Annotated in this window: 18 protein-coding genes; 5 read left to right on the top strand and 13 right to left on the bottom strand. The window is 71.8% G+C overall.

Annotation, left to right across the window (positions count from 1 at the left end; all coding sequences use genetic code 11):
- Positions 1-2 precede the first annotated feature (2 nt).
- A complete protein-coding gene (locus BXA10_RS15575) occupies positions 3-674 on the top strand; it encodes a permease prefix domain 1-containing protein (protein ID WP_076471091.1) in 672 nt (223 codons plus the stop codon).
- A 128-nt stretch (positions 675-802) separates the two neighbouring features.
- Here the strand turns inward: BXA10_RS15575 and BXA10_RS15570 are convergent, their stop codons facing one another.
- The gene (locus BXA10_RS15570; protein WP_076471090.1) at positions 803-1,144 is read right to left on the bottom strand and encodes a PadR family transcriptional regulator; all 342 of its coding nucleotides are present in this window, start codon (positions 1,142-1,144) and stop codon (positions 803-805) included.
- 137 nt (positions 1,145-1,281) lie between these two features.
- Between BXA10_RS15570 and BXA10_RS15565 the strand changes: the two genes are divergently transcribed.
- Both BXA10_RS15565 and BXA10_RS15560 read left to right on the top strand, forming a co-directional pair.
- Positions 1,282-2,220 carry a DNA primase gene (locus tag BXA10_RS15565; RefSeq protein ID WP_076471089.1) on the top strand — a complete coding sequence of 313 codons (939 nt, stop codon included), beginning with the start codon at positions 1,282-1,284 and terminating at the stop codon, positions 2,218-2,220.
- A gap of 38 nt (positions 2,221-2,258) precedes the next feature.
- A complete protein-coding gene (locus BXA10_RS15560) occupies positions 2,259-4,610 on the top strand; it encodes a transposase (RefSeq protein WP_076471261.1) in 2,352 nt (783 codons plus the stop codon).
- Positions 4,611-4,895: 285 nt separating this feature from the next.
- Here BXA10_RS15560 and BXA10_RS15555 read toward each other — a convergent pair whose 3' ends face one another.
- The 4 genes from BXA10_RS15555 to BXA10_RS15540 form a co-directional block, all read right to left on the bottom strand.
- A complete protein-coding gene (locus tag BXA10_RS15555; protein ID WP_076471088.1) occupies positions 4,896-5,489 on the bottom strand; it encodes a GTP-binding protein in 594 nt (197 codons plus the stop codon).
- Between the two features lies 1 nt (position 5,490).
- Positions 5,491-5,871 (bottom strand): DUF742 domain-containing protein, encoded by a 381-nt coding sequence (locus BXA10_RS15550; RefSeq protein ID WP_076471260.1) that lies wholly within the window; start codon positions 5,869-5,871, stop codon positions 5,491-5,493.
- Between the two features lie 95 nt (positions 5,872-5,966).
- Positions 5,967-6,371 (bottom strand): roadblock/LC7 domain-containing protein, encoded by a 405-nt coding sequence (locus tag BXA10_RS15545; protein WP_076471087.1) that lies wholly within the window; start codon positions 6,369-6,371, stop codon positions 5,967-5,969.
- Positions 6,372-6,373: 2 nt separating this feature from the next.
- A complete protein-coding gene (locus BXA10_RS15540) occupies positions 6,374-9,940 on the bottom strand; it encodes a sensor histidine kinase (RefSeq protein WP_076471086.1) in 3,567 nt (1,188 codons plus the stop codon).
- 343 nt (positions 9,941-10,283) lie between these two features.
- Between BXA10_RS15540 and BXA10_RS15535 the strand changes: the two genes are divergently transcribed.
- Entirely contained in the window at positions 10,284-10,763 is a 480-nt protein-coding gene (locus BXA10_RS15535) for an ATP-binding protein (protein ID WP_245828268.1), read from the top strand.
- Here BXA10_RS15535 and BXA10_RS15530 read toward each other — a convergent pair.
- Positions 10,739-11,824: an adenosine deaminase gene (locus BXA10_RS15530; protein ID WP_076471084.1), complete on the bottom strand. Its 1,086-nt coding sequence runs from the start codon at positions 11,822-11,824 to the stop codon at positions 10,739-10,741. The two genes, BXA10_RS15535 and BXA10_RS15530, sit on opposite strands and share 25 nt — an antisense overlap.
- 247 nt (positions 11,825-12,071) lie before the next feature.
- Between BXA10_RS15530 and BXA10_RS15525 the strand changes: the two genes are divergently transcribed.
- The gene (locus BXA10_RS15525) at positions 12,072-12,935 is read left to right on the top strand and encodes a putative RNA methyltransferase (protein ID WP_076471083.1); all 864 of its coding nucleotides are present in this window, start codon (positions 12,072-12,074) and stop codon (positions 12,933-12,935) included.
- A gap of 16 nt (positions 12,936-12,951) precedes the next feature.
- On the opposite strand, the gene BXA10_RS15520 is transcribed toward BXA10_RS15525, so the two are convergent.
- The 7 genes from BXA10_RS15520 to BXA10_RS15490 form a co-directional block, all read right to left on the bottom strand.
- Positions 12,952-13,632, bottom strand: a complete 681-nt coding sequence (locus tag BXA10_RS15520) for a DUF4272 domain-containing protein (protein WP_076471082.1) — start codon at positions 13,630-13,632, stop codon at positions 12,952-12,954.
- A gap of 104 nt (positions 13,633-13,736) precedes the next feature.
- Positions 13,737-15,017, bottom strand: a complete 1,281-nt coding sequence (locus BXA10_RS15515; protein WP_076471081.1) for a thymidine phosphorylase — start codon at positions 15,015-15,017, stop codon at positions 13,737-13,739.
- A gap of 211 nt (positions 15,018-15,228) precedes the next feature.
- Positions 15,229-15,933 (bottom strand): cytidine deaminase, encoded by a 705-nt coding sequence (locus tag BXA10_RS15510; protein WP_076471080.1) that lies wholly within the window; start codon positions 15,931-15,933, stop codon positions 15,229-15,231.
- Positions 15,934-16,048: 115 nt separating this feature from the next.
- Positions 16,049-17,329 (bottom strand): ABC transporter permease, encoded by a 1,281-nt coding sequence (locus tag BXA10_RS15505; protein ID WP_076471079.1) that lies wholly within the window; start codon positions 17,327-17,329, stop codon positions 16,049-16,051.
- A 3-nt stretch (positions 17,330-17,332) separates the two neighbouring features.
- A complete protein-coding gene (locus BXA10_RS15500; protein ID WP_076471078.1) occupies positions 17,333-18,712 on the bottom strand; it encodes an ABC transporter permease in 1,380 nt (459 codons plus the stop codon).
- A 76-nt stretch (positions 18,713-18,788) separates the two neighbouring features.
- Entirely contained in the window at positions 18,789-20,306 is a 1,518-nt protein-coding gene (locus tag BXA10_RS15495; RefSeq protein ID WP_342742887.1) for an ABC transporter ATP-binding protein, read from the bottom strand.
- A 264-nt stretch (positions 20,307-20,570) separates the two neighbouring features.
- Positions 20,571-21,638, bottom strand: a complete 1,068-nt coding sequence (locus BXA10_RS15490; protein ID WP_076471076.1) for a BMP family lipoprotein — start codon at positions 21,636-21,638, stop codon at positions 20,571-20,573.
- Between the last annotated feature and the right edge of the window lie 184 nt (positions 21,639-21,822).

Below are 21,822 nucleotides of genomic sequence, written 5' to 3'. Positions count from 1 at the left end.
TCATGCCGCGCTGCCACGAGATCCTGGTGGAGGACCACCTGCGGGACCTGGCCGGGTTGCTGCGCGGGCCGGCCCGGGTGAAGGCCGACCTGCTGACCGAGGCTCGGCACGGGCTGCTCGACGCGGTCGAGGCGTACCGCGCGGAAGGGTTCCCGCCGGCGGAGGCCGAACGGCGTGCGGTGACCGAGTTCGGCAGCCCGGCGCAGCTGTTGCCGGCCTGGCAGGCCGAGCTCGCGGTGGCGGCGCTGCGCGGGCTGTCGTTACGGGTGCTCGCGGTCGCCTCGGTGATCGTCGTCGCCGGGGATCTGACCTGGCGCGGGTCGAGCTGGAGCGACGGCCCCCGGCCCCCGGCCGGCTACCGGCTCCTCTCCGCGTCGGTGCACTGGCTCTGGCTGGCCGCGTTCGTCATCGCGGCGGCCGCGCTGCTGCTGGTGAGGGTGGCCGCTCGGTCGGCCAATCCCGGCCTCGCCGTGCTCGTCCGGCTGGTCGGCGCCGGGCTCACCGGTTCGCTGGCGCTCGGCGTACTGACCGGGGCCGGTCTCTTCGCCTGGTCGATCGACCTCTGGGACGCTGCGCTCACCTGGCCACCGATGATCATCGGGTCGGTGCTGGCGAGTGCCGGCTACCTCTGGCTCGGCCGGGCCGCCCGAGGCTGGGTGCTCGCGGTCCGCTGAGGTCCGCCCGCCACTGCGGCGCTTCGACCGTCCCGGCCCCCAGGCCACGCCGGGCACCCGTCACTGCGGCGCTCCGGTCCGTCCCGACCTGCGCCACGCTGGACGCCCGACCGCATCGGCCGGTCTCGTCACGCCGGCGCGGTGGGCGCCGCGCCGGGGTCGAGAAACCGACCGACGGTCGCGCTGAACTCGTGCCAGCCGGCACGCTCCCCCGCCAGAGCCCGATGCCCGGCGTCGGTGAGCTGATAGGTGCGCCGCTCCCGGCCGTTGACCGTGCTCCAGGCACTGGCGACGTGCCCGGCGCGCTCCAACCGCCGCAGAGCGGGATAGATCGTGCCGGTCGGCAGATCGAGATTGCCGTCACTGCGGGCGCGAAGTGCCTCGATGATGGCGTAGCCGTGCAGTGCTCCCCCCTCCAGCACCGCCAGCAGCAGGGCGTCGAGGTGTCCGTGCAGCGCCTGGGCCTTCATGTGTAGTTACGCTACTTGTCTGCGGACCGGACCGCCACCGGGAACGGCGATGGGCGCACCGGGGTGCGGCCACCGGTGTTCCGGAGCGGCCCACTAGGGTATGTGCCCAGAGTCACTCACCGGCCGCAGCGCCGGAAGTGGGCAGCCCGAAGCACACGGAGGTCAGCGTGGCCCGCCAGTCGCCTCAACGGCCCGACGCCGACGAGCCCGAGCTCGACGACACCACTGAGCCGGTCGAGCCGGAGGAGGTCGGCACCGATCGCCCTTCGGCGAACGTCGACCGGTCGCTGTGGGAGAAGGTCGGCATCGACCCGGTGGAGATCGCCCTCCCCGCCGGCACCGGCTTCACCCTGCGCGCGTACCGGCCGGCACGGGAACTGACTCCGACCGACGTCACCGAGCGGGACCAGGACGACCCGTTCCTCGCCCGACGCCAGGTGATCGAGGAGGAGGACGACGAGACCGTCGTCATCCTCGACGAGGACGTGGCCGACGAGTTCGCCGCGAGCGACGAGGAGGACGAGCGCGGGCGTGCCGCCGACGCCGATGAGCCCGACGAGGAGGAGGCCGCGGCCGAGGAGGCGAACGACGAGGAGGTCCCCGCCTTCCTCACCCACAAGGGGCGGCTGCTGCTGTTCAAGACTCCCGAGTCCCTGGTCAGTTTCATCCGATCCGGTGCGCCCAACGATCTGTCCCAACTGGACAGTTGGCAAGAACTGTCCGAACGGGTCGAGCCGGCCGACATCGCCCCGCTGGACGAGGACACCTACGAGCTCGACCTGGTGGTGGAGAACCTCCGCGGCGGGCACGACACGTGGGATCCGACGCTGCTGATCGAGGCCGGCGAGGTCGCCCGTGACCTGTCGTACGCCCTGCGCCTACCGGCCGTACTCGACATGCTCTCCGCCGGCTCCAGCCTCGATGACCTGGACGAGGCGCTGCGGGCCTCGGTCAACGGCGGAGTCGGTGGTTTCCTCGGCCGACGGCGACTCAAGAAAATCGGGGCACAAACCGCAAGTCTCGGTTGGCGCACCATTGTCGGGAAGATCTCTGCGGTAGTGGACTGGCGCGACTGACCCTTACCGGGGAGCATCAGTCACTGGCAGAGGAACACCTGTCCCGGGAGGAGGACGACGCTGTGGCGCTCGTGCGCGTGTACTGCGGTCTAGCCTCGGCGGATCCGGCCGACCGACCGGCCTCGGCCGGCTCGACGCTGACGTCCGCTGTGGTCGATGACGCAGGCCGTCTGCTGCTTGTCTGCGAGATCGGCGACGACCCGGCCGGCTACGCCCAGCTGGTCGCGCTGCTCGTCGAGCGGTCGGGCGGGCCGAGCGGTGCGGCGATCGCCGCCGACAGCGACGACCACACCGTCACCTCACTGCTCAGCGCGGCCGGTCGCCCCCTCGCGATCGCCGACGACGACTCGGTCGACGACTTTGCCGAGCGGTTCGCCGACGACGACTCGCTGGAGGAGATGCAGTCGCCGCCGGCGGAACGGCGGGCCGTCGGCCTCGCCCGAGCGCTGCAGGCCGGCGCACTCTCCGCCGTGACCCTCCCCGCCCCCCGGGACCTCGCGGGCTACAAGCAGGTCCTCGCCGCGCACGCCGCGCTGGCCACCGGGCGGCACTCCGCCGCCGTGGCGCTGCGCGAGGTGCTCCGGGAGCTCTACCCGGCCGCGCTGCGCGCGTACCCCGATCCGGCCGAGCCGGTGCCGCTGGCCGTGCTGGACGCCCTGCCCGAGCCGAGCATGCTCGGCGGCGCGGTCGCCCACGGCCGGGAGGTGTCGGTCGCCGCGGAGGCCATCGCCGCGCACCTCGTGGCCGACGGCATCGCCGACGAGAAGGAGATCGACGAGGCGGTGACCGCACTACGGGTCGCCATCTCCGAGACGCCCCGGCGCGCCACGGTCAACCGCGCCCTCACCTCGGCGGTGGCGGAAACCGTCAGGCAGGCGGTGGCCTCGGTCCGGGCCTGCGACGCGGGATGCGACGCGCTGGTGGGCGCACTCAACTCCCGGGTCACCACGCCTGCCCCGGCCCCCGGTCGGCGGGCCGCGGCCCGGCGCGGTGAGCCCGTCGGTGAACTGGCCGGCCTCACGGGCAACACCAGCGGCCTGCGCGCCATCCGCCCGACCACGACCGAGCCCACGCCCTCCGGCGGCCGGCGCAGCCGTCCCGAGCCGGTCTCCGCCGGCAGCCCGCCGCTGCCTCCGCGACCGCTCGGGCCGCCACCGGTCGCGCCGGAACCGGTCGCGCCACCACCGGTCGCCCCCGCACCGGTGACGCCGGCCGCGGTGTCCGGGCCACCGGTGTCCGCGCCGCCCGTTCGTGCCGAGCCCGCAGCGAGCCAGATCGACGCGCCCACCAACCGGCCCGTCTCCGCGCCACCGCCCCCGCCGCCCGGGATCACCCCGATCGCTCCCGCACAGCGCGGCAAGGTGCCACCTGCCGAGGCCGGCGAGCCCTTCCGGCCCACGCTGACCACCGCCGCGATCCAGAGCGCCCGGGCGGAACGGCAACGCACCGTGATTCCGCCCCGCCCGAAGACCAACGGGGACGCGGGGCCGCCCACGGGCGGGTTCAGCGCCACCGATCTGAGCGTCCCGGTGCCCGCCCCGCGGGCGGACCAGGAGTCCGCCCCGCCCGGCTCGCGGGCGAACTGGCCGCTGGTGAACAACCCGGAGGACCCGGCCGACAGCTCGGCGGACAACCCGGTCACCTACCCGTACGGGGGCGGGCGCGGCGTCGACGCGCCGACCGACCCCGGAGCGGGCGAGGGACGGGTCACCCCGCCGTGGCTCGCCGACGATCTGCCTCAGGAGCCGCCGATGCTGCGGCTCGTCGAGCCACCACCGCTGGCCGACCGTGCGCTGCGCGAGAACACCGACCCGCAGCTGGAGACGCCGCCGCTGCGCCTGGTCGACACGGCCGACTCCGGTCGGGGTGGCCGCCCGGCCGCCCGTACCGAGCGCCCGCCCGTGGAGCACCGGCCACCGCCGCCGGTCGAGCACCGGCCACCGCCGGTGGCCGACGAGAGCGGCGACGGCGATCTGCTGATCTTCGCGCAGGCGAAGTCCGCCTGGTTCGTCGGGCACAACGACGAGTCCGACCTGGACTGGTCGAGCCTCGCCGACACCGGATGGCAGGCGGCCGAACAGGCCGCCCGTCCCGCGGTCGGCTCGGAGACCAGGGCCGGGTTGCCCAAGCGGGTGCCGCAGGCGAATCTGGTGCCCGGCTCACCGCTCCGGGAGGAGCGTCCGCTCCGGATCGTCCGGGACGCCGCGAGCCTGGCGGAGAACACCACCGGATACTTCCGCGGCTGGCGTCGCGGTCAGGAGATCGGCGGTTTCGCGGTCGGTGGCCGTCCGGGCCGCGAGGCCGCCGGGGGCTGGGACTTCAGCCGTGACCACGGTGACCGCGACGACGATCGGGAGTACGAGTACCGCTCCGCCGGCTACCGTTCCTGACGTCTCCGCAGCACCAGAGCCCCTGCTCGGGCCCGGCCGGTCGGCCGGATCGGAGCAGGGGCTCTTCGCTTGCCAGCGGCGCGCTCGTGGCGGCGCCCCAGCCTCTCGCAGGCGGCCTGGCCGCGGGCAATCGCCGTCGCCGGCTGGATGCGCCCTCGACAGCCACGATCCACGGCACCTGGCCTCGTCCCGGCGAGGTGAGGGCCGGGTCAGCCGTCACCACCGCCAAGAGCGACGAACGCCCGGCGCGGCCTCAGCCGCACCGGGCGCGTCGACGGTTGCCGGTCAGGCCGGCGCGACCGCGCGGGAGCGCCGCATGGTGAGCACGTACTCGACCAGCGAGATCAGCACGTGCTTGGTCGACTCCCGGTTTCGGGCGTCGCAGGCCACCACCGGGACGTCGCTCGAGATCGCCAGCGCGTCGCGGACGTCCTGCGGGTCGTGGTACTGCATCCCGTCGAAGCAGTTGATGGCCACCAGGTACGGCAGCCGCCGGTGCTCGAAGAAGTCGATCGCCGCAAAGCAGTCGGCCAGTCGCCGGGTGTCCACCAGCACGACAGCGCCGATGGCGCCACGCACCAGCTCGTCCCACATGAACCAGAACCGCGTCTGACCCGGCGTACCGAACAGGTACAGGATCAGGTCACGGTCGATGGTGATGCGGCCGAAGTCCATGGCCACCGTGGTCGTCGCCTTGCCCGGCACCTGCCGGGTGTCGTCGACACCCACACCGGCGGAGGTCATGATCGCCTCCGTGGTCAGCGGCGTGATCTCCGAGACCGAACCGACCAGCGTCGTCTTGCCGACGCCGAATCCGCCGGCGATAACGATCTTCGCCGACGTCACGCGCCCGCTCGGGGTCGGCGGGCGGTGCGACATGTCAGAGCCTGCGAAGTCCACGCAGCACCCTCTCCAGCAGTTCAGTGCCCACCGCGTCGTCCGAGTCGTCCAGGATGGTCGGCTCGTGGACTGCGACCAGGCCGTCCGTCGCCATGTCGGCGATGAGCACCCGGGCCACACCGAGCGGGAGCTGCATCCGCGCCGCGATCTCGGCGAGCGACTGGACGCGTCCGTCACACAGCGCGGCGATGTACTGGTGCTCGCGACCCTGGCCACCACTGCCGTTGGCAGCAGCGGCCCGGCCGCGCACCGTCGTCTCGACGAGCGCCTCCAGCGCGATGTCGAGTCGGGGGCGGGTACGACCACGGGTCACGGCGTAAGGACGGACCAACGCTCCGGTCGGTTCGTCACGGTCGGACATGTCGCCGCTCACCTCCTTCGTACCCGGCACCGGCTCCACTCGGTGGAGCCCCTCTCGTCGTCGTTGCTGCCCTGCCGACTCTGGTCAGCAGGACGTCAGCCCAGCATTCCCGCGGCAGCGCGCGGCGCCGGGGTGAGCGCGTCGCCCACCCGGTCGACGAGCAACGCCATCTCGTAGCCGACCTGCCCCACATCAGAGCTGCGGGCAGCCAGCACGGCGAAGGACGAGCCGTCGGAGATGGACATCAGGAACAGGAAGCCATTGTCCATCTCCACGACCGTCTGCAGCACCGCGCCTCCCTCGAAGCAACGGGCCGCGCCCTGGGTCAGGCTGACCAGGCCGGACGCGATCGCGGCCAGCTGGTCGGCGCGGTCACGCGGGAGATCCCGTGACCCAGCGAGGAGCAGGCCGTCCGCGGAGACGGCGACCGCGTGCGCGACCCCCGGTACCCGGTCGGCGAAGTTGGCGAGAAGCCAACCGAGATCCTGCGTAGTAGTCATCGTTATTGCTCCTTCTGCCCGCTCCCGGCCACTGGGCCTGAGTCGGACTGCGAGGATTGCTGCCCCCCCGGAGCCGCCTCCGGGTTGGTTGGGTTGCTCTCCGAGGGGTTGCTGCGCCCCCGCTGCACACCCCGGTGATAGGCCGAGAGCAGACCGCGGACGGCCTCCGGCGAACGCCGTTGGACGGACGTGGCCGGCTTCTCCACCGCGCCCGGCACGAGCTGCGCCATCGGGGTGCGCTTCGGCAACCCCGTCGGCGTGGTCGACCGCACCGGCACGTCGGTGGCTGCCGTGGCGGCCCGCCAGCCGTCGTCGGCAGCGCTCTCCCAGCTGTTGTTCTGTTGTGCGGGACGGCGGGGCATGCTCTCGGCGGCGGTCGGACGGCTGCCCCCGTTCGCGCCCAACCCGGTCTCCCGCGCCGTCGGTGTGTCTGCCATCGGTGCGTTACCTGTCGTCCCGGGTGTCGTCTTCTGGCCGGCCTGACCGATGGCGTCGACCGCGGCAAGCTGCTGGGTCGTCGCACCGTTCGTCGCCGCCGCCGGCTTCGCGGCCCCAGCCGCCTCCTCCGGCCCGGGCCGGCGGGTACGGAACCAGGCCGATTCGAGCTCCCGGAAGATCGGCAGCTCCATCGTCTCGTCCGCGTACCGCTGCTGGTTCTGGGCCTGCGGAGCCGGCGCGGGCCGGTTGGGTGCCGGCGGCGCGGCCGGCGCGGTAGCCGGCTGGGCCTCCGGCCGGGGCACCCGCGGCAGCTCGGTCGTCATGTCCAGAGCGGCGGCGAGGCGCTCCGGCACCGGCGGCGTGGCCGGCTCCCGCTCCGCGTCGGCCACCGGCGGCCAGGCCGGCGGCGCCGAGGCGCTCGGGCTGGGCCGGGACGGCAGTGGGTTCGCCGGCGGAGCCGGCGGCTGCCCGACGGCCGGCGGCGCGGAGTACGGCTGCGTCGCGGCCGGCGGCACCGAATAGGGCTGCGCCGAGACCGGTGGGGCCGAGTACGGCTGCGCCGTGGCCGGCGGCGCCGAATACGGCTGCGCCGTGGCCGGTGGGGCCGAGTACGGCTGCGCCGAGACCGGCGGACCCGCGTACGGCGAGGCCGAGATCGGAGCACCTGAGTACGGCTGCGCGGAGACCGGCGATCCGGACACCGGCCCACCGGAGACCGGTGGCAGCGGCGGCGCGGAGACCGGCGGCGAGTACGGGGTCACCTCGGGGCTGCTCGGCAGCTGCCGCGGAATGGCCGTCGGCTGGCCGTCGCCCGATTCACCGTCGACGCCCCGACGCTGCGGCAGTGGGTCGATCGACTGGCCGTTGGCGGGACGCGGAGTGAATGTGCCGTTGCCGTTGGTCGGGGCGACGCCGGTGAGGTCCGACCAGGCGGGCATGCCGCGTCCCGGAGCGGACGGCGTCGGGGTGCCCGATCCGTTACGGGATGCCGGATCGAAGGCACGGCCGCCGAGGGTGACCTGGTTGCCGGACTCGCTCTGCCGCACGCCCAACGCGGGCAGCGCACCGAAACTCGGCGTGGGGGTGGCCGGTGCCGGGCCGCCGGCCGGGGCCGGCAGCGCCGGGGGCTGCTGCACCCGACCGGAGAGCGCGCGAGGCACCAGCACCGAGGTGGGGAGCATGACCTCCGCCACGGTGCCACGGTCGATGCCCGGGCGCAGCTCCACCCGAACGCCGTGCCGGGAGGCGAGCCGGGCCACCACGACCAGGCCCATCATCCGGGAGACGGCCACGTCCACCTGCGGCGGCGTGGCGAGTCGCTCGTTGAGTTCCTGGAGCTGGTCCGCGCTGATGCCGATGCCGCGGTCCTCGACGTAGAGCGAGGAACGGTCGCCGACCCGGCGCGCCTCGACCTGCACCTGCGAGTCCGGCGGCGAGAACGCGGTGGCGTTGTCGAACAGCTCGGCGACCAGGTGGACCAGGTCGTTGACGGCGTGCGCGGCGATCTCGATGTCGCGGTCGATCACGCCGAACTCGATACGGGTGTAGTGCTCGACCTCGGACTGCGCGGCACGCAGCACGTCGATCAGGGCGGCTGGCTCCCGCTGCACACGGGTGGAGTCGGCGCCGGCGAGCACCAGCAGGTTCTCGTCGTTGCGGCGCATCCGGGTGGCCAGGTGGTCGAGCTGGAACAGCTCGGCCAGCCGGTCCGGGTCCTCCTCGCCGCGCTCCAGCCGGTCGAGGTGCCCGATCAGGCGGTCGACCAGGATCTGCGACCGGCGGGCCAGGTTGACGAACATCGTCGCGACTGACGCACGCAGCGCCGCCTGCTCGGCCGCGGTGCGGACCGCCTCGAGGTGGACGGCGTTGAACGCCTCGGTCACCTGACCGAACTCGTCCTTGCTGCGCACCGGGAGCGGCTCGGCGATCTGGTTGGCGAGCTGGACCGGGGAGAGCTGCCCGGTGACCTGCGGGTCACGCAGCCGGGCCACGGCCTGCGGGAGGCCGTACTGGGCCACGGCGAGGGCGCCCTGACGCAGCTCACGCAGCGAACGGGCCATCGAGCGGGCGACCAGGTAGGCGAAGAGGATGGCCAGCAGGAGCATGCTCAGCAGGAGGCCGGTCTCCAGGAACACCTGGCGCTGCACATCGGAGCGGATGCCCTCGGCCAGGCGGACCACGTCGCCGTCGAGCTTCGTCTCCACCGTCCGGATCAGCTTCGCGTTGGCGACCATGGCCGCGTCCCACTGGTCCGGCCCGAAGGGGGCGCCGACCATGCTGCCGCTGGTGTTGCCGTTGATCCAGCCGACGTAGCGCTCGGCCTCGCGCCGGTCGCCGCCCGCGATGGTCTGGTCGTGGAAGCGGACCTCGTCCTCGGTGGCGACCGCCTTGAAGTTCTGTGCGGCCTGGTCCTGCCCGGTGCCGCTGGCGATGTACTCGGTGCGCAGGGCCGGAGTCAGCTGTTTCTGCGCCAGTGCCTGGTGCACCACCACCCGTCGCAGGGAGAGGAACTCCTTCTCCCGCGCCACCGCGGCGGCGGCCCGCATCCGGTCACTCAGGTTGTTGTCACCGGCGAGCTGGGTGGCCGAGTCGCGGATGGCGAGCAGGTCGGTGATCACGTTCTCGTACGCCTGCGTGGCCTCGACCGGCCGGAGCTTGCCGTTGTAGACCTGGCTGCGAATGCCGGGCATGTCGGTGAGGCTTCGGTCGATCTTGTCGAGCAAGCCCTCGAGACTGCCCGGGAGCCCGTCGATCGACGCGCGCTGCCGCAGGTAGGGGCCCTTCGCCTGGTCGACTCGGGTGTTGACCCGGTTGTACGCCTCCTGGTACTGCGCTCTCGCCTGGCCCGGGGGCGACACCAGCAACAGCACGGCGGTGGTCCGCTCGTCCTGCAGGTCGTCGATCAGGTCACCCGAGTAGCCGGAGAGGTTGGCCAGATCGCCCGCCCGGTTGGCATTGTTGAGCGTCTCCAGGTGGTCGACCAGACCGTTGGCGCCCACCACGACCGTGGCGATGGTCGGCACGATCATGATGAGACCGAGCTTGGACCAGATCGGCATGTCCCGGAGTCGACTGGCCGGCTGGCGCAGCCGCGACAGGAAGGAGCCCGCCGTCTTCGGCCGTTTGCTCACGTCACCGTCCTCGCGATTACAGCGTCCGCGCGTTGCCCCGGGCAACGCCCAGCGACCGACCCGGCGGGTCGGACCCCCGAGATTCCATCACGCCGCTCGACAAGAGGAAAGCCCAGGTTGGCCGCCACCCACCGTGTGATGAGATGTTGAAGCGTTTTGATAGCACACCGTCTGGCCGGAGTTACTCAAGGTAATGAATCATCCGCACCGTGTTGTATTACTGGCCGGCCCTTCCGGCTCCGGAAAGTCATACATAGCGCAGCGAACCGGGCTCCCGGTGCTGTGCTTGGACGACTTCTACAAGGACGGCGATGACCCTACGTTGCCGCGACGAAACGGCCAGGTGGATTGGGAGTCACCACAGTCCTGGAATGCAGAGGCGGCGCTCGAGGCGATCGCCCGGCTCGCGCGAGAGGGCCAGGCGGAAATCCCCGTCTACTCCATCGACGCGGACCGCCGGGTGACCACCCGGACATTTGACATAGCCGGATCGCCACTTTTTGTGGCCGAAGGGATCTTCGCCGCCGAGATCGTCGGAGAGTGCCGCCGGCGCGGACTGCTTGCCGGGGCGTACGCGCTACGCCGGCCCCGCAGCGCCACCTTCTTCCGCCGACTCGCCCGCGACCTCTCCGAACAGCGCAAGGCACCGCGGGTGCTGGTACGACGAGGGCTGGCGTTGCTGCGCACAGAACCGGCGGTACTGCACCGCCAGACGAACCTCGGTGCGGAGGCGGCCCGGGGCCGCGAGGTGCTGCACCGGGTGGCCGGCCTGCTCGCCGGCCACCCGTACCATGCCGATCAGTCCCGCAACAGCGGCTCGTAGGCGGGCTTGATCACTTCGTCGATGATCTTCAGGCGCTCGTCGAACGGGATGAAGGCGCTCTTCATCGCGTTGATCGTGAACCACCGCAGCTCGGCCCAGCCGTAGTCGAACGCGTCCACCAGCAGCGCCATCTCCCGCGACATCGAGGTGCCGCTCATGAGCCGGTTGTCGGTGTTCACCGTGACCCGGAAACGAAGATCACGCAGCAGACCGATCGGGTGCTCGATGATCGACGGGGCGGCACCGGTCTGCACGTTCGAGGACGGGCAGAGCTCCAGCGGGATCCGCTTGTCCCGTACGTACGCGGCCAGCCGGCCGAGCACCGGATCCGGTCCTTCGGTGCTGATGTCGTCCACGATCCGCACCCCGTGGCCGAGCCGGTCCGCCCCGCACCACTGGATCGCCTGCCAGATCGACGGCAACCCGAACGCCTCACCGGCATGGATGGTGAAGTGGAAGTTCTCCCGCTGCAGGTACTCGAAGGCGTCCAGGTGCCGGGTGGGTGGGAAGCCGGCCTCGGCCCCCGCGATGTCGAAACCCACCACCCCGGCGTCCCGGTGCCGTACGGCCAGCTCGGCGATCTCCTGCGAGCGGGCGGCGTGCCGCATCGCGGTGAGCAGCGTGCCCACCCGGATCGGCTTGCCCGCAGCGGCGGCCTCGGCGCTGCCCTCCGCGAAGCCGGCGAGCACCGCCTCGACGACCTCGTCCAGCGTGAGGTCCCGCTCCAGGTGCTGCTCGGGGGCGAAACGCACCTCGGCGTACACGACGCCGTCGAGGGCCAGGTCGAGCGCGCACTCCCGGGCCACCCGACGCAGCGCGGGCGCGGTCTGCATCACGGCCACGGTGTGCGCGAAGGTCTCCAGGTACCGCTCCAGCGAACCCGAGTCGGCCGCCGCCACGAACCAGCGTCCGAGCTCCTCGGGATCGGTGGCGGGCAGCTGGTGCCCCACCTCCGCGGCCAACTCGACGATCGTCGCCGGCCGCAGGCCACCGTCCAGATGATCGTGCAGCAACGCCTTCGGGGCCTTGACGATGTCCTCGTACCGGATGTTCGCGACCATTCCCAGACCCTAGTGCGGCGCGGCCCTCGTCATTCCGCGGACCGGCCGCGTCCGGCACTACCGCCTTCCGTTCGTCCGGCTGTGCTGGACGGCCGGGTGCGGGCCTGCTCGGCGACGGGTGGGCCTACGGTAGTCGACGTGGAGCTGCCCGATCCCGATCGCCGAGCGCCCACCGCCGCGCTCCCGCCCCACCGCGACGACGACCACCGCCGGGTACCCGCGGTGCCGACCCGACTGGACGCCTGACATGGATTCCCGCATCCTCCAGCGGCTCCGCTGCCCGGTCTGTGGTGAGCCACTGAGCGAGACCCACGCCGGCACCGCCCGTGCGCTGCGCTGCCCGCGCCGGCACAGCTTCGACGTGGCCCGGCAGGGCTACGTCAACCTGCTGGCCGGTCGCGCGCCGCACCCCGGCGACACCGCCGAGATGGTGGCCGCCCGGGCCGATTTCCTGGCCGCCGGTCACTACGACCTCATCTCGGCGGCGCTGGCGGACGCGGCGGTGGCCGCGGTCGGCCCAGCCGCCGGGGCGTATCCCCTGGTGGTGGATGCCGGCGCCGGCACCGGCCGGCACCTCGCCGCGGTGCTGGCGGCACTGCCGGACGCCGTCGGCCTGGCGCTCGACGTCTCGAAGCCGGCGCTGCGGCGGGCCGCCCGGGCGGACCCGCGGGTCGCGGCGGCGCTGGCCGACACCTGGCAGCGACTTCCGGTCGCCGACGGTGCCGCCGCCCTGCTGCTGAACGTCTTCGCGCCACGACACGGTGCCGAGTTCCACCGGGTGCTGGACCCAGCCGGTGCGCTGCTGGTGGTGACGCCCGCGGAGGACCACCTAGCCGAGCTGATCGGGCCGCTCGGGCTGCTCCGGGTCGATCCGGCCAAGCAGGACCGGGTGGCTGCCAGCCTGGGTACGCACTTCACCTGCGCCACCGAGACCGTGCACCGCCGCGAGCTGGCCTTGACCAGGCCGGAGGTGGCCACACTGGTGGGTATGGGCCCGAGTGCCTGGCACACCGATCCGGCCGGGCTGGCCGCCCGCCTCGCGGCGGTGGCCGAGCCGGTACGGGTGACGGTCGCGGTCCGGCTCGGCGTGTGGCATCCGGTGCCGCGCTGACGGCGGCCGGTCCGGCTCAGGTGGAGAGGTCGACCTCTTCCCAACCGGGCGGCTCGTCGTGGTACGGCCCGCGCAGCACCACCGCCCACTCCAGCGCCCACCGCCGCTGACCGATCGCGTTGGCGTCGACCAGCCCGGGCGGCCGGCGGCCGTTCCGCTCCACCTCCAGGTACGCCCAGTCCAGGCAGTAGTGCAGGTCGAGCAGGGCGGCCGCGTCGGCGGGGTGCTGCGGCGCGGCGAGGATCCGGGACCGCCACTCGGCGAAGGTCTCACCGGCGGCGATGTCCGGCATCCGCTCGACCAGCCGTTCGTCCACCGGGAGGGTCGGGTCGAGCAGCTTGGTCAGGCCGAGCACCCACGCCAGCGAGAAGAGCGCGTCGTGGTGCAGCACGAAGGAGCGGTGATCCCCCTTGCTGCCGGTGACGAACTGCCACTCCGGCGGGGTGACCTTCTCCACCAGGTGCGAGGCGAGCAACCAGCTCATCGCGGCCTGCGGCGGCATCCCGAAGCAACGGGCCAGGATCAGGTGCAGTACCGCGATCCGCGCCTCGATCTCCGCGGTGGACCGCAGCTCGATCTGGTCGCCGGGTTCCCACACCAGCGGAAACTGCGGCGGCGGCAGCGGCAGGCCCAGCCGGGACAGCTCGTCCAGGCTCGCCTCACGCACCTCACGTGGGTCGGGGGCAGGTACGGTCACGGCGGTTCCCTTGCTCGCAACGGCTCAACGCCGGTTATCCCCCCTGGCCAGGCAGAATAGCGACCCCGGGTGACCGGCACCATGCCGGCCCGCCCGATACCGGGTCAGCCGATCCGCTCGATCACCAGGGGCCGACCGACCGGGGGCGTCTCGGAGATCCGCACCGCGCCGGCGGCCTCGGCCATCGCCGCGGGAATCCGATCGGCCTGCTCGGCCCGCAACTCGTAGAGGGTCTCACCGGCACGCACCCGGTCGCCGGGCCGCTTGTGCAGCACCACACCGGCCGGGGCACTCACCGGGTCCTCCTTGCGCGCGCGACCCGCGCCGAGTCGCCACGCGGCCACCCCCATGGCGTACGCGTCGATCGCTTCGACGTGGCCGTCGGCCTCCGCCCGGACCGTCTCGATCTCCGGAGCGGTCGGCAGCGGAGCGTCCGGGTCGCCGCCCTGGGCGCGGATCATCGCCCGCCACACGTCCATGGCGCGGCCGTCGCGGAGCGCCACCTGCGGGTCGGCGTCGCTGAGGCCGGCGGCGTCGAGCATCTCCCGGGCGAGGGCCAGGGTCAGCTCCAGGACGTCGGTCGGGCCGCCACCGGCCAGCACCTCGACCGACTCGGCGACCTCGACACCGTTGCCGATCGCCAGACCGAGTGGGGTGGACATGTCGGTGAGCAGCGCGACAGTCCGCACCCCGTGCGCCCCGCCCAGCTCGACCATCGTGCGGGCCAGCTCGCGGGCCTGCTCGACGGACTTCATGAAGGCACCCGAGCCGACCTTGACGTCGAGCACCAGAGCGCTGGTCCCCTCGGCGATCTTCTTGCTCATGATCGAACTGGCGATCAGCGGGATCGCCTCGACGGTGCCGGTCACGTCACGCAGCGCGTACAGCTTGCGGTCGGCGGGGGCGAGCCCGGCACCGGCCGCACAGATCGCCGCTCCCACGTCGCGCAGCTGGCCGATGAACTCGTCGTTGGTGAGCGTCGCCCGCCAGCCCGGGATCGACTCGAGCTTGTCCAGCGTTCCTCCGGTGTGCCCGAGGCCGCGCCCGGAGAGCTGCGGCACCGCCGCACCGCAGGCCGCCACCAGCGGGGTCAGCGGCAAAGTGATCTTGTCGCCGACACCTCCGGTGGAGTGCTTGTCCACGGTCGGCCGGTCGACGGCGGAGAGATCCAACCGCTCGCCGCTCGCGATCATCGCCGCGGTCCACCGGGCGATCTCCGGACCGGTCATGCCGCGGAGCAGGATCGCCATGGCCAGCGCGGACATCTGCTCGTCGGCGACCTGCCCCCGGGTGTACGCGTCCATCACCCAGTCGATCTGGTCGTCCGACAGCACGCCCCCGTCCCGTTTGGTCCGGATGACATCAACCGCAGTGAGAGCACTCATCAGAAAGTTCTTTCCTTGTTGTCATGGCGATACCGGCCCAGTACCAGCGACCACGGGGACACTCGCGACCGTGACGGGGACCAGGCTCCGCTACCACCGAGGATCGGGCCGACCGTCACCGGCGGAGGGATCAAGCCTGACCGCCCGGAGCCGGTGATGGTCGGCCCGATCCCCACGCTCGACCGGCCCCGGCTCCGAAGCTGAACCACGATCAACCCCAGCGGACCGGGATCTCCATCGGCGGCTCGCCCTCGCCCGCCCAGAAGATGGTGCCGCTCGCGTCGACCACCACCACCCGGGGTGTACGGGCCAGCCCCCAGGTGATCGCCTCGGCCGGGTCGTCCCAGCTCGGCCCTTCCTCCAGCACACCGGTTTCGGCCCCCGCGTCGTCCCCCGCCGACCGCTCCCAGTACGCCGTCCAGACCTGCTGGCCGGCGGAGAGATCCGGATGCACGAAGACCGTGCCCCGGCCGCGCCAGGCGGCCAACCGCTCCGGCACCACCGGCAGCGGGGTCTCCCCGACCACCGCCTCCAGGTCCTCGACGCCGAACGCGTGCGGCAGCAGCTCGGCCATCCGCAGCGGGCGCCCCTTCGTCTCGATCAGGCACTCCGGACCACCGTTCTCCCAGAGCAGCTGCCGGCACCGGCCGCACGGCATCAGCGGCTCCCCGGTCGCGTCGACGCAGGAGAGCGCTACGAGCCGGCCCCCGCCGGTGGCGTGCAGCGAGGAGACGACACCGCACTCGGCGCAGAGCACCACCCCGTACGCGGCGTTCTCCACGTTGCAGCCGACCACCACCCGGCCGTCGTCGACCAGACCGGCCGCTCCGACCGGAAACTTCGAGTATGGGGCGTACGCATGCCGCATCACCTCGGTGGCGGCGGCGCGCAGCCGCGTCCAGTCGATCTCCGTCACCCCTACATTGTGCCGAACAGCCGCTGACGGGAGGCGGTGAGGACCATGCCGGCCTGGAGAAAGGCCCGGGACGATCAGCTGATCGTCCCGGGCCCCCGCGTGCCCACGCTCGGGCTCAGCCCTTGACGTACGGCTTGCCGTCGGCGGCCGGTGCGCGCACCCGGCCGACGAGCCCGGCCACGGCCAGGATCGTCGCCAGGTAGGGCAGCATGGCGAGGAACTGGCTCGGGATCACGCTGTTGATCGCGCCCAGGTACGTGGCGAGCTGGTCGGCGAAGCCGAAGAAGAGCGCGGCGAGCAGCGCGCCGGTCGGATTCCACCGCCCGAAGATCAGCGCGGCCAGGGCGATGAAGCCCTTGCCGCCGATCATGTTCTTGGTGAACGAGTAGAGCGCCAGCGTGTAGGAAGCGCCACCGATGCCGGCGACCACACCGGCCAGCAGCACGTTGCGGTAGCGCAGCCGCAGCACGCGTACGCCGAGGGTGTCGGCCGCGATCGGGTGCTCGCCGACCGAGCGGGTACGCAGGCCCCACCGGGTGCGGAAGAGCCCGATGTGGATCACCAGGACCAGCAGCAGCCCGAGGTAGAGGAAGATGTTGCTGCGGAACAGCGCCGGGCCGAGCACCGGGATGTCCTTGAGCAGCGGGATCTCCCAGTTGCTGAACCGGGGGGCGCTGTTGTACCGCTCCGCGTTGGTCTGCATGAGCCGCTCGTAGAGGAAGCCGGTGACACCCACCGCGAGCAGGTTCAGCACGATCCCCATGACCGTCTGGTCGACCAGGTAGCGGATCGAGAAGACGGCCAGCAGCAGGGAGATGAACGCGCCGCCGATCGCAGCGGCGACCAGGCCGACCCAGACGTTGCCGGAGATGCTGCCGAAGAGAGCCCCACTGAAGGCGCCCATCAGCAGCTGCCCCTCGATGGCCACGTTGACCACACCGGACCGTTCGCAGAGCACGCCGGCGAGGGCACCGAAGATCAGCGGCAGGGCCAGGATGAACGTGCCGCGGATGATGTTGACGAGCGGCATGAAGTTCTGGCCGGCCGGAGCGGCGGAGACCTGCCAGCAGAGGAACGACAGCACGAAGGCGACCAGCCCGACGGCGAGCACCGGAAGGAACCAGCGCTTCGGCAGCCCGGCGAGCAGCGCCGCGCCGGCGGCGAGCGCGATGGCGCCGAAAAGGATCGCGCCGAACGTACCGTTGATCTCCAATGCGGTGCCGGCGGCGTCCTCGCTGAGCGTGAACCGGGCCTGCTGGTCGGTGGCGAGCGCGCCGAAGAGCAACGCCCCCAGCAGGCCGAGCGCCACCAGCACGAGACCGACCTTGCGGCTGCGGGTCCAGAATCCCTCGTCGACCGCGGCGACCGCCACGTCGGGGACAGCCATGGTGGACATGAGTTACCAGCCCTTCGCCAGGCTCGTCTGCAACCGGGCAGCCCGTGCGGCCCGGAGCTGGAAGATCGCCTTCACCATGGCCGGCGCGGCGATGAAGATGACGATCAGCGCCTGGAGCACGGTCACCAGCTCCAGCGAGATCCCCGAGTACGACTGCATCCGGTTGCCACCGGCCTGGAGCGCGCCGAAGAGCAGCGCGGCGAGCGCCACACCCCACGGCTTCAGCCGGCCGAGCAGCGCCACCAGGATGCCGTCGAAGCCGATCTGCGCCACCACCTGCGGGGTGAGTGCGGTGGCGGTCGAGCCGAGCACCATGTTCGAGCCACCCAGGCCGGAGAGGAGCCCGGCGAAGACCATGATGAGGACGAAGGTCCGGGTCACGCTGATGCCGGCGGTGCGGGCGGCCTCGGGGTTGGCGCCCACGGCCCGCAGCTCAAAGCCGAGCGTCGAACGGTTCAGCAGCCACGCCACCGCCCAGGTGGCCAGCACGGCGAGCAGGATGCCGGCGTGCACGCGCAGGTTGTCGCCGAGCAGCCGGGGAAGTTGCGCGGACGGGTCCACGGACTTGCTGATCGCGTCGGTGCGGTTCGGGTCCTGCACCCCGTTCTGCACGATCAGCCACGTGAGCAGGTACGTCCCGATGTAGTTGAGCATGATCGTGATGATCACCTCGTGGGCGCCGGTGCGCGCCTTGAGGATGCCCGGGACGAAACCCCAGATCGCGCCGCCGAGAGCGCCGGCGAGCAGCGCGACGATCAGGTGCAGCCCGGGTGGCAGCGGCAGCGCGAAGCCGGCCAGCGCGGCGAACACCACCCCGAGGGTGGCCTGCCCCTGGCCGCCGATGTTGAACAGGCCGCCCCGGAAGGCCAGCGCCACCGACAGGCCGGTGAAGACCAGCGGCGCGGTGTAGGTGAGCGTCTCGGAGATCGGGGCGAGGACCGCCTGCCAGCCGTTGCTGCCGTTCAGCCACCCCGTGAACGCCTCGGGGTCGAAGACCGAACCCTTGAAGAGGTTCGCGTACCCCCCGCTCACCAGCGTCCAGCTCGAGTTCAGCGCGTCCGACGGGCGGGCGGTGATGTACGAGTACGTCGACAGGACCGCCGGATCGGAAATGATCATGAGGACCGCGCCGACCACGATCGCCAGCACCAGCGACAGCACGGTGACCGTGACGGTGTTCGCGGCCCAGAGGTTCGCCAGGAACAGCCGCCCGAGGCTGGGCCTCGCCTCCGGCGCGCCATCGGGAGCCGCGCCGGCCGGCCCGGCCTGCGGTGTGGTGGCGTCCTCGGCCTGCTCGGTGTTGCCGAGCGAGTCCTGCGCCGCCTGCGCCTTGCTCGCCGGGTCCTTGTCCGGCGACCCGGGCTGCGGATCGGGGGAGCTCACACCGTCACCTCGCTCCGCTCGGCGCCGGCCTGGCGCACCGTGGCGCTGGGTCGATGATTCGCTCGCTGACGCTTGCTCATGCCTCTTCCTCGCTGGTCGGCACGTCGTCATCGGTCGCCGGCCGGGCCTCGGCCCGGTCGGCCGCCGCCTCGGGGGTGATACCTGCCATGAGCAGGCCGATCTCCTCGCGCGGGGTGTCCGGGCCGACGATGCCGATGATGCGGCCGCGATACATCACCGCGACCCGGTCGGCCAGCCCGAGCACCTCGTCCAGTTCGCTGGAGACCACCAGCACGGCGGTGCCGATGTCCCGCTCGTGGATGACCTGGCTGTGGATGAACTCGATCGACCCCACGTCGACGCCGCGGGTCGGCTGCGCGGCGATGAGGAGCTTCAGCGGACGGGACAGCTCCCGCGCCACGATGACCTTCTGCTGGTTGCCGCCGGAGAGGGTGCCCACCGGCATGCTGGCCGAGGAGGTACGGACGTCGAACTGCTCGATCCGCTCCTTCGCCGAGGTCGCGATGGCCTGCGGTTTCAGCGCGAGCCCACCGGCGAACGGCGGGCGGTCGTAGATGTCCAGCACCAGGTTCTCCGCGACGCTGAACTCCTTGACCAGTCCGTCGACGCTGCGGTCCTCGGGAACGTAGCCGACGCCGGCGCGGAGCACCCGCTTGGTCGACCAGCCGTCGACCCGCTCGCCGTCGAGGGTCACCGAACCGGCGAGCGTCGGCCGCAGGCCCATGATCGCCTCGATCAGCTCGGTCTGGCCGTTGCCCTGCACACCGGCCACGCCGAGCACCTCGCCCGCGTGCACGGTCAGGTCGATCCCGTCGACGGCGCGGATCTGCCGGTCGTCGTCGACGACCAGACCGGCGACCTCGAGTACCGCCTTGCCCGGCTTGGCCGTGGCCTTCTCCACCGTGAGCCGCACGTTCCGGCCGACCATCAGCGCGGCCAGTTCGTCCCGGCTGGCCTCCGGGGAGGCGGTGCCGACGGTCTTGCCGCGCCGGATCACGGTGATCCGGTCGGCGATCGCCTTGACCTCGCCGAGCTTGTGGGTGATGAACACGATCGACTTGCCGGCCGCCTTGAGCGACCGCATGACCGTCAGCAGTTCCTCGGTCTCCTGCGGGGTGAGCACCGCGGTCGGCTCGTCCAGGATGAGCAGGTCGACGTCCCGGGTCAGCGCCTTGACGATCTCGACCCGCTGCTGGATGCCGACCGGCAGGTCCTCGATCACCGCGTCGGGGTCGACGCGCAGCCCGTACCGCTCGGAGACCTCGACGACCTCCCGGCGGGCGCGCCGTCGGTCCAGGAAACCGGAGATGCCGCCGCGAACCTTCTCGGCGCCCAGCATGATGTTCTCGGTGACCGTGAAGACGGGGACCAGCATGAAGTGCTGGTGCACCATGCCGATGCCGGCCGAGATGGCGTCCGAGGGCCCGCGCAGCTTCAACGGCTCGCCGTCGACCAGGATCTCGCCCTCGTCGGGCTGGTAGAGCCCGTAGAGCACGTTCATCAGGGTCGACTTGCCCGCGCCGTTCTCGCCGAGCAGGGCGTGGATCTCACCAGGCTCCACCGTCAGGTCGATGTGGTCGTTGGCGACCAGATCACCGAACCGCTTGGTGATGCCGCGCAGTTCGAGTCTCAGCGCAACCTCCCGGAGTGCGAGCGATGGTGCAGCCTAGCCGCCGGCCGGCTGCCGGACGACACGGCCGGGCCGGCCGGTCGCCATCGTGCGCGACCGGCCGCCCCGGCCCGACGGAAGGTTCCGCGGGAGCCGGAGCGGCCGGGTCGTTCTTACCGTGTTGCCTACCGGCCCCCCGATGTTCTCACCAGGGGGAACGGCTGGTCGTCACTTGGTCGGCTGGGCCTTCGACGTGACGGTGATGGTGCCGGCGGCGATGTCCGCCTTGATCTTCTCGACCTCGGCCTTCAGCTCGGCCGGGACCTTGCTGTCGAAGTCGTGGAACGGGGCGATGGAGACACCGTTGTTGGCCAGGTCGCCGACGAAGCCCGGCTTGGCCTGGAGCTTCTCGCCACCGGCGGCCTTCAGCACGGCCTCCTTGACGGCCTCCGGAATGTTCTTGACCACGGTGGTCAGGATCGCCGAGCAGTCCGGGGTGCTCTCGCAGCCGTCGACGTCGACCCAGATGACGCTGTACTTGCCGTTCGAGGCCTTGGCCGCCGCGGTGGTGCCGAGGCCGGAGCCGCCGGCGACCGGCATGATGATGTCGGCACCCTGGGCGACCAGCGTGTCGGAGACCTTCTTGCCCTCGTCCTGCTTGGCGAAGTCGTTGGTGAAGGAACCCTTCTGGCTCGCCTTGTCCCAACCCAGCGCCTGGACGTTCTTGCCCTTGGTCTGGTTGTAGTACGCCACGCCGTCGACGAAGCCGTCCATGAAGATGGTCACCGGCGGGATCGGCAGCGCACCGTAGGTGCCCACCTTGCCGGTCTTGCTCATCCCCGCGGCCAGGTAGCCGGCCTGGAACGCGGCCTGGGCGGTGTCGAACTGCATCGGGAAGATGTTGTCCACGCCCGGGTCGGCGTCGACGATGCCGAACTGCTGGTTCGGGTTCGCCTGCGCGATCTTCTTGGTGGCGTCACCCATCAGGCCACCGACGGCCAGGATGAAGTCGCACTTCTGGTTCACGAACTGCGTCAGGTTCGGCTCGTAGTCGGCCTCGGCCTTCGACGCCACGAACTTGGGGTCGATGTTGCTGTTGGCAGCCTGCGCGTCCTTCAGACCCTGCCAGGCAGAGGCGTTGAACGACTTGTCATCGATGCCGCCGACGTCGGTCACCATGCAGGCGCTGAACTTCTTGCCGGCGTCACCGGCGCCGTTGTTCTCGTCCGGCGCCTCACCACAAGCGGCGGCGCTCAGCACGAGCCCACCCGCCGCCACGATCGAGGCGATCCGCATCCCACGCACCGAGCGCAAGACGTCTCCTTCCCATCGCACACCGCGCCTTGTGCGGTGGCTGCCCTTGAGCCGGCCTGCGCTGTTGCCGCCGGCGTCCCACGTTACGGACGGGAGCGTACGCCCGCGCCCACCCACCGGCCGCCAATCGTGCACGACCGTTGAGTGCCTGTTACCCCTACGTAAC

The sequence above is a fragment of the Micromonospora avicenniae genome (assembly GCF_900156065.1).
Classification (GTDB): domain Bacteria; phylum Actinomycetota; class Actinomycetes; order Mycobacteriales; family Micromonosporaceae; genus Micromonospora; species Micromonospora avicenniae.
This window is presented reverse-complemented; position numbering and strand designations above follow the sequence as displayed.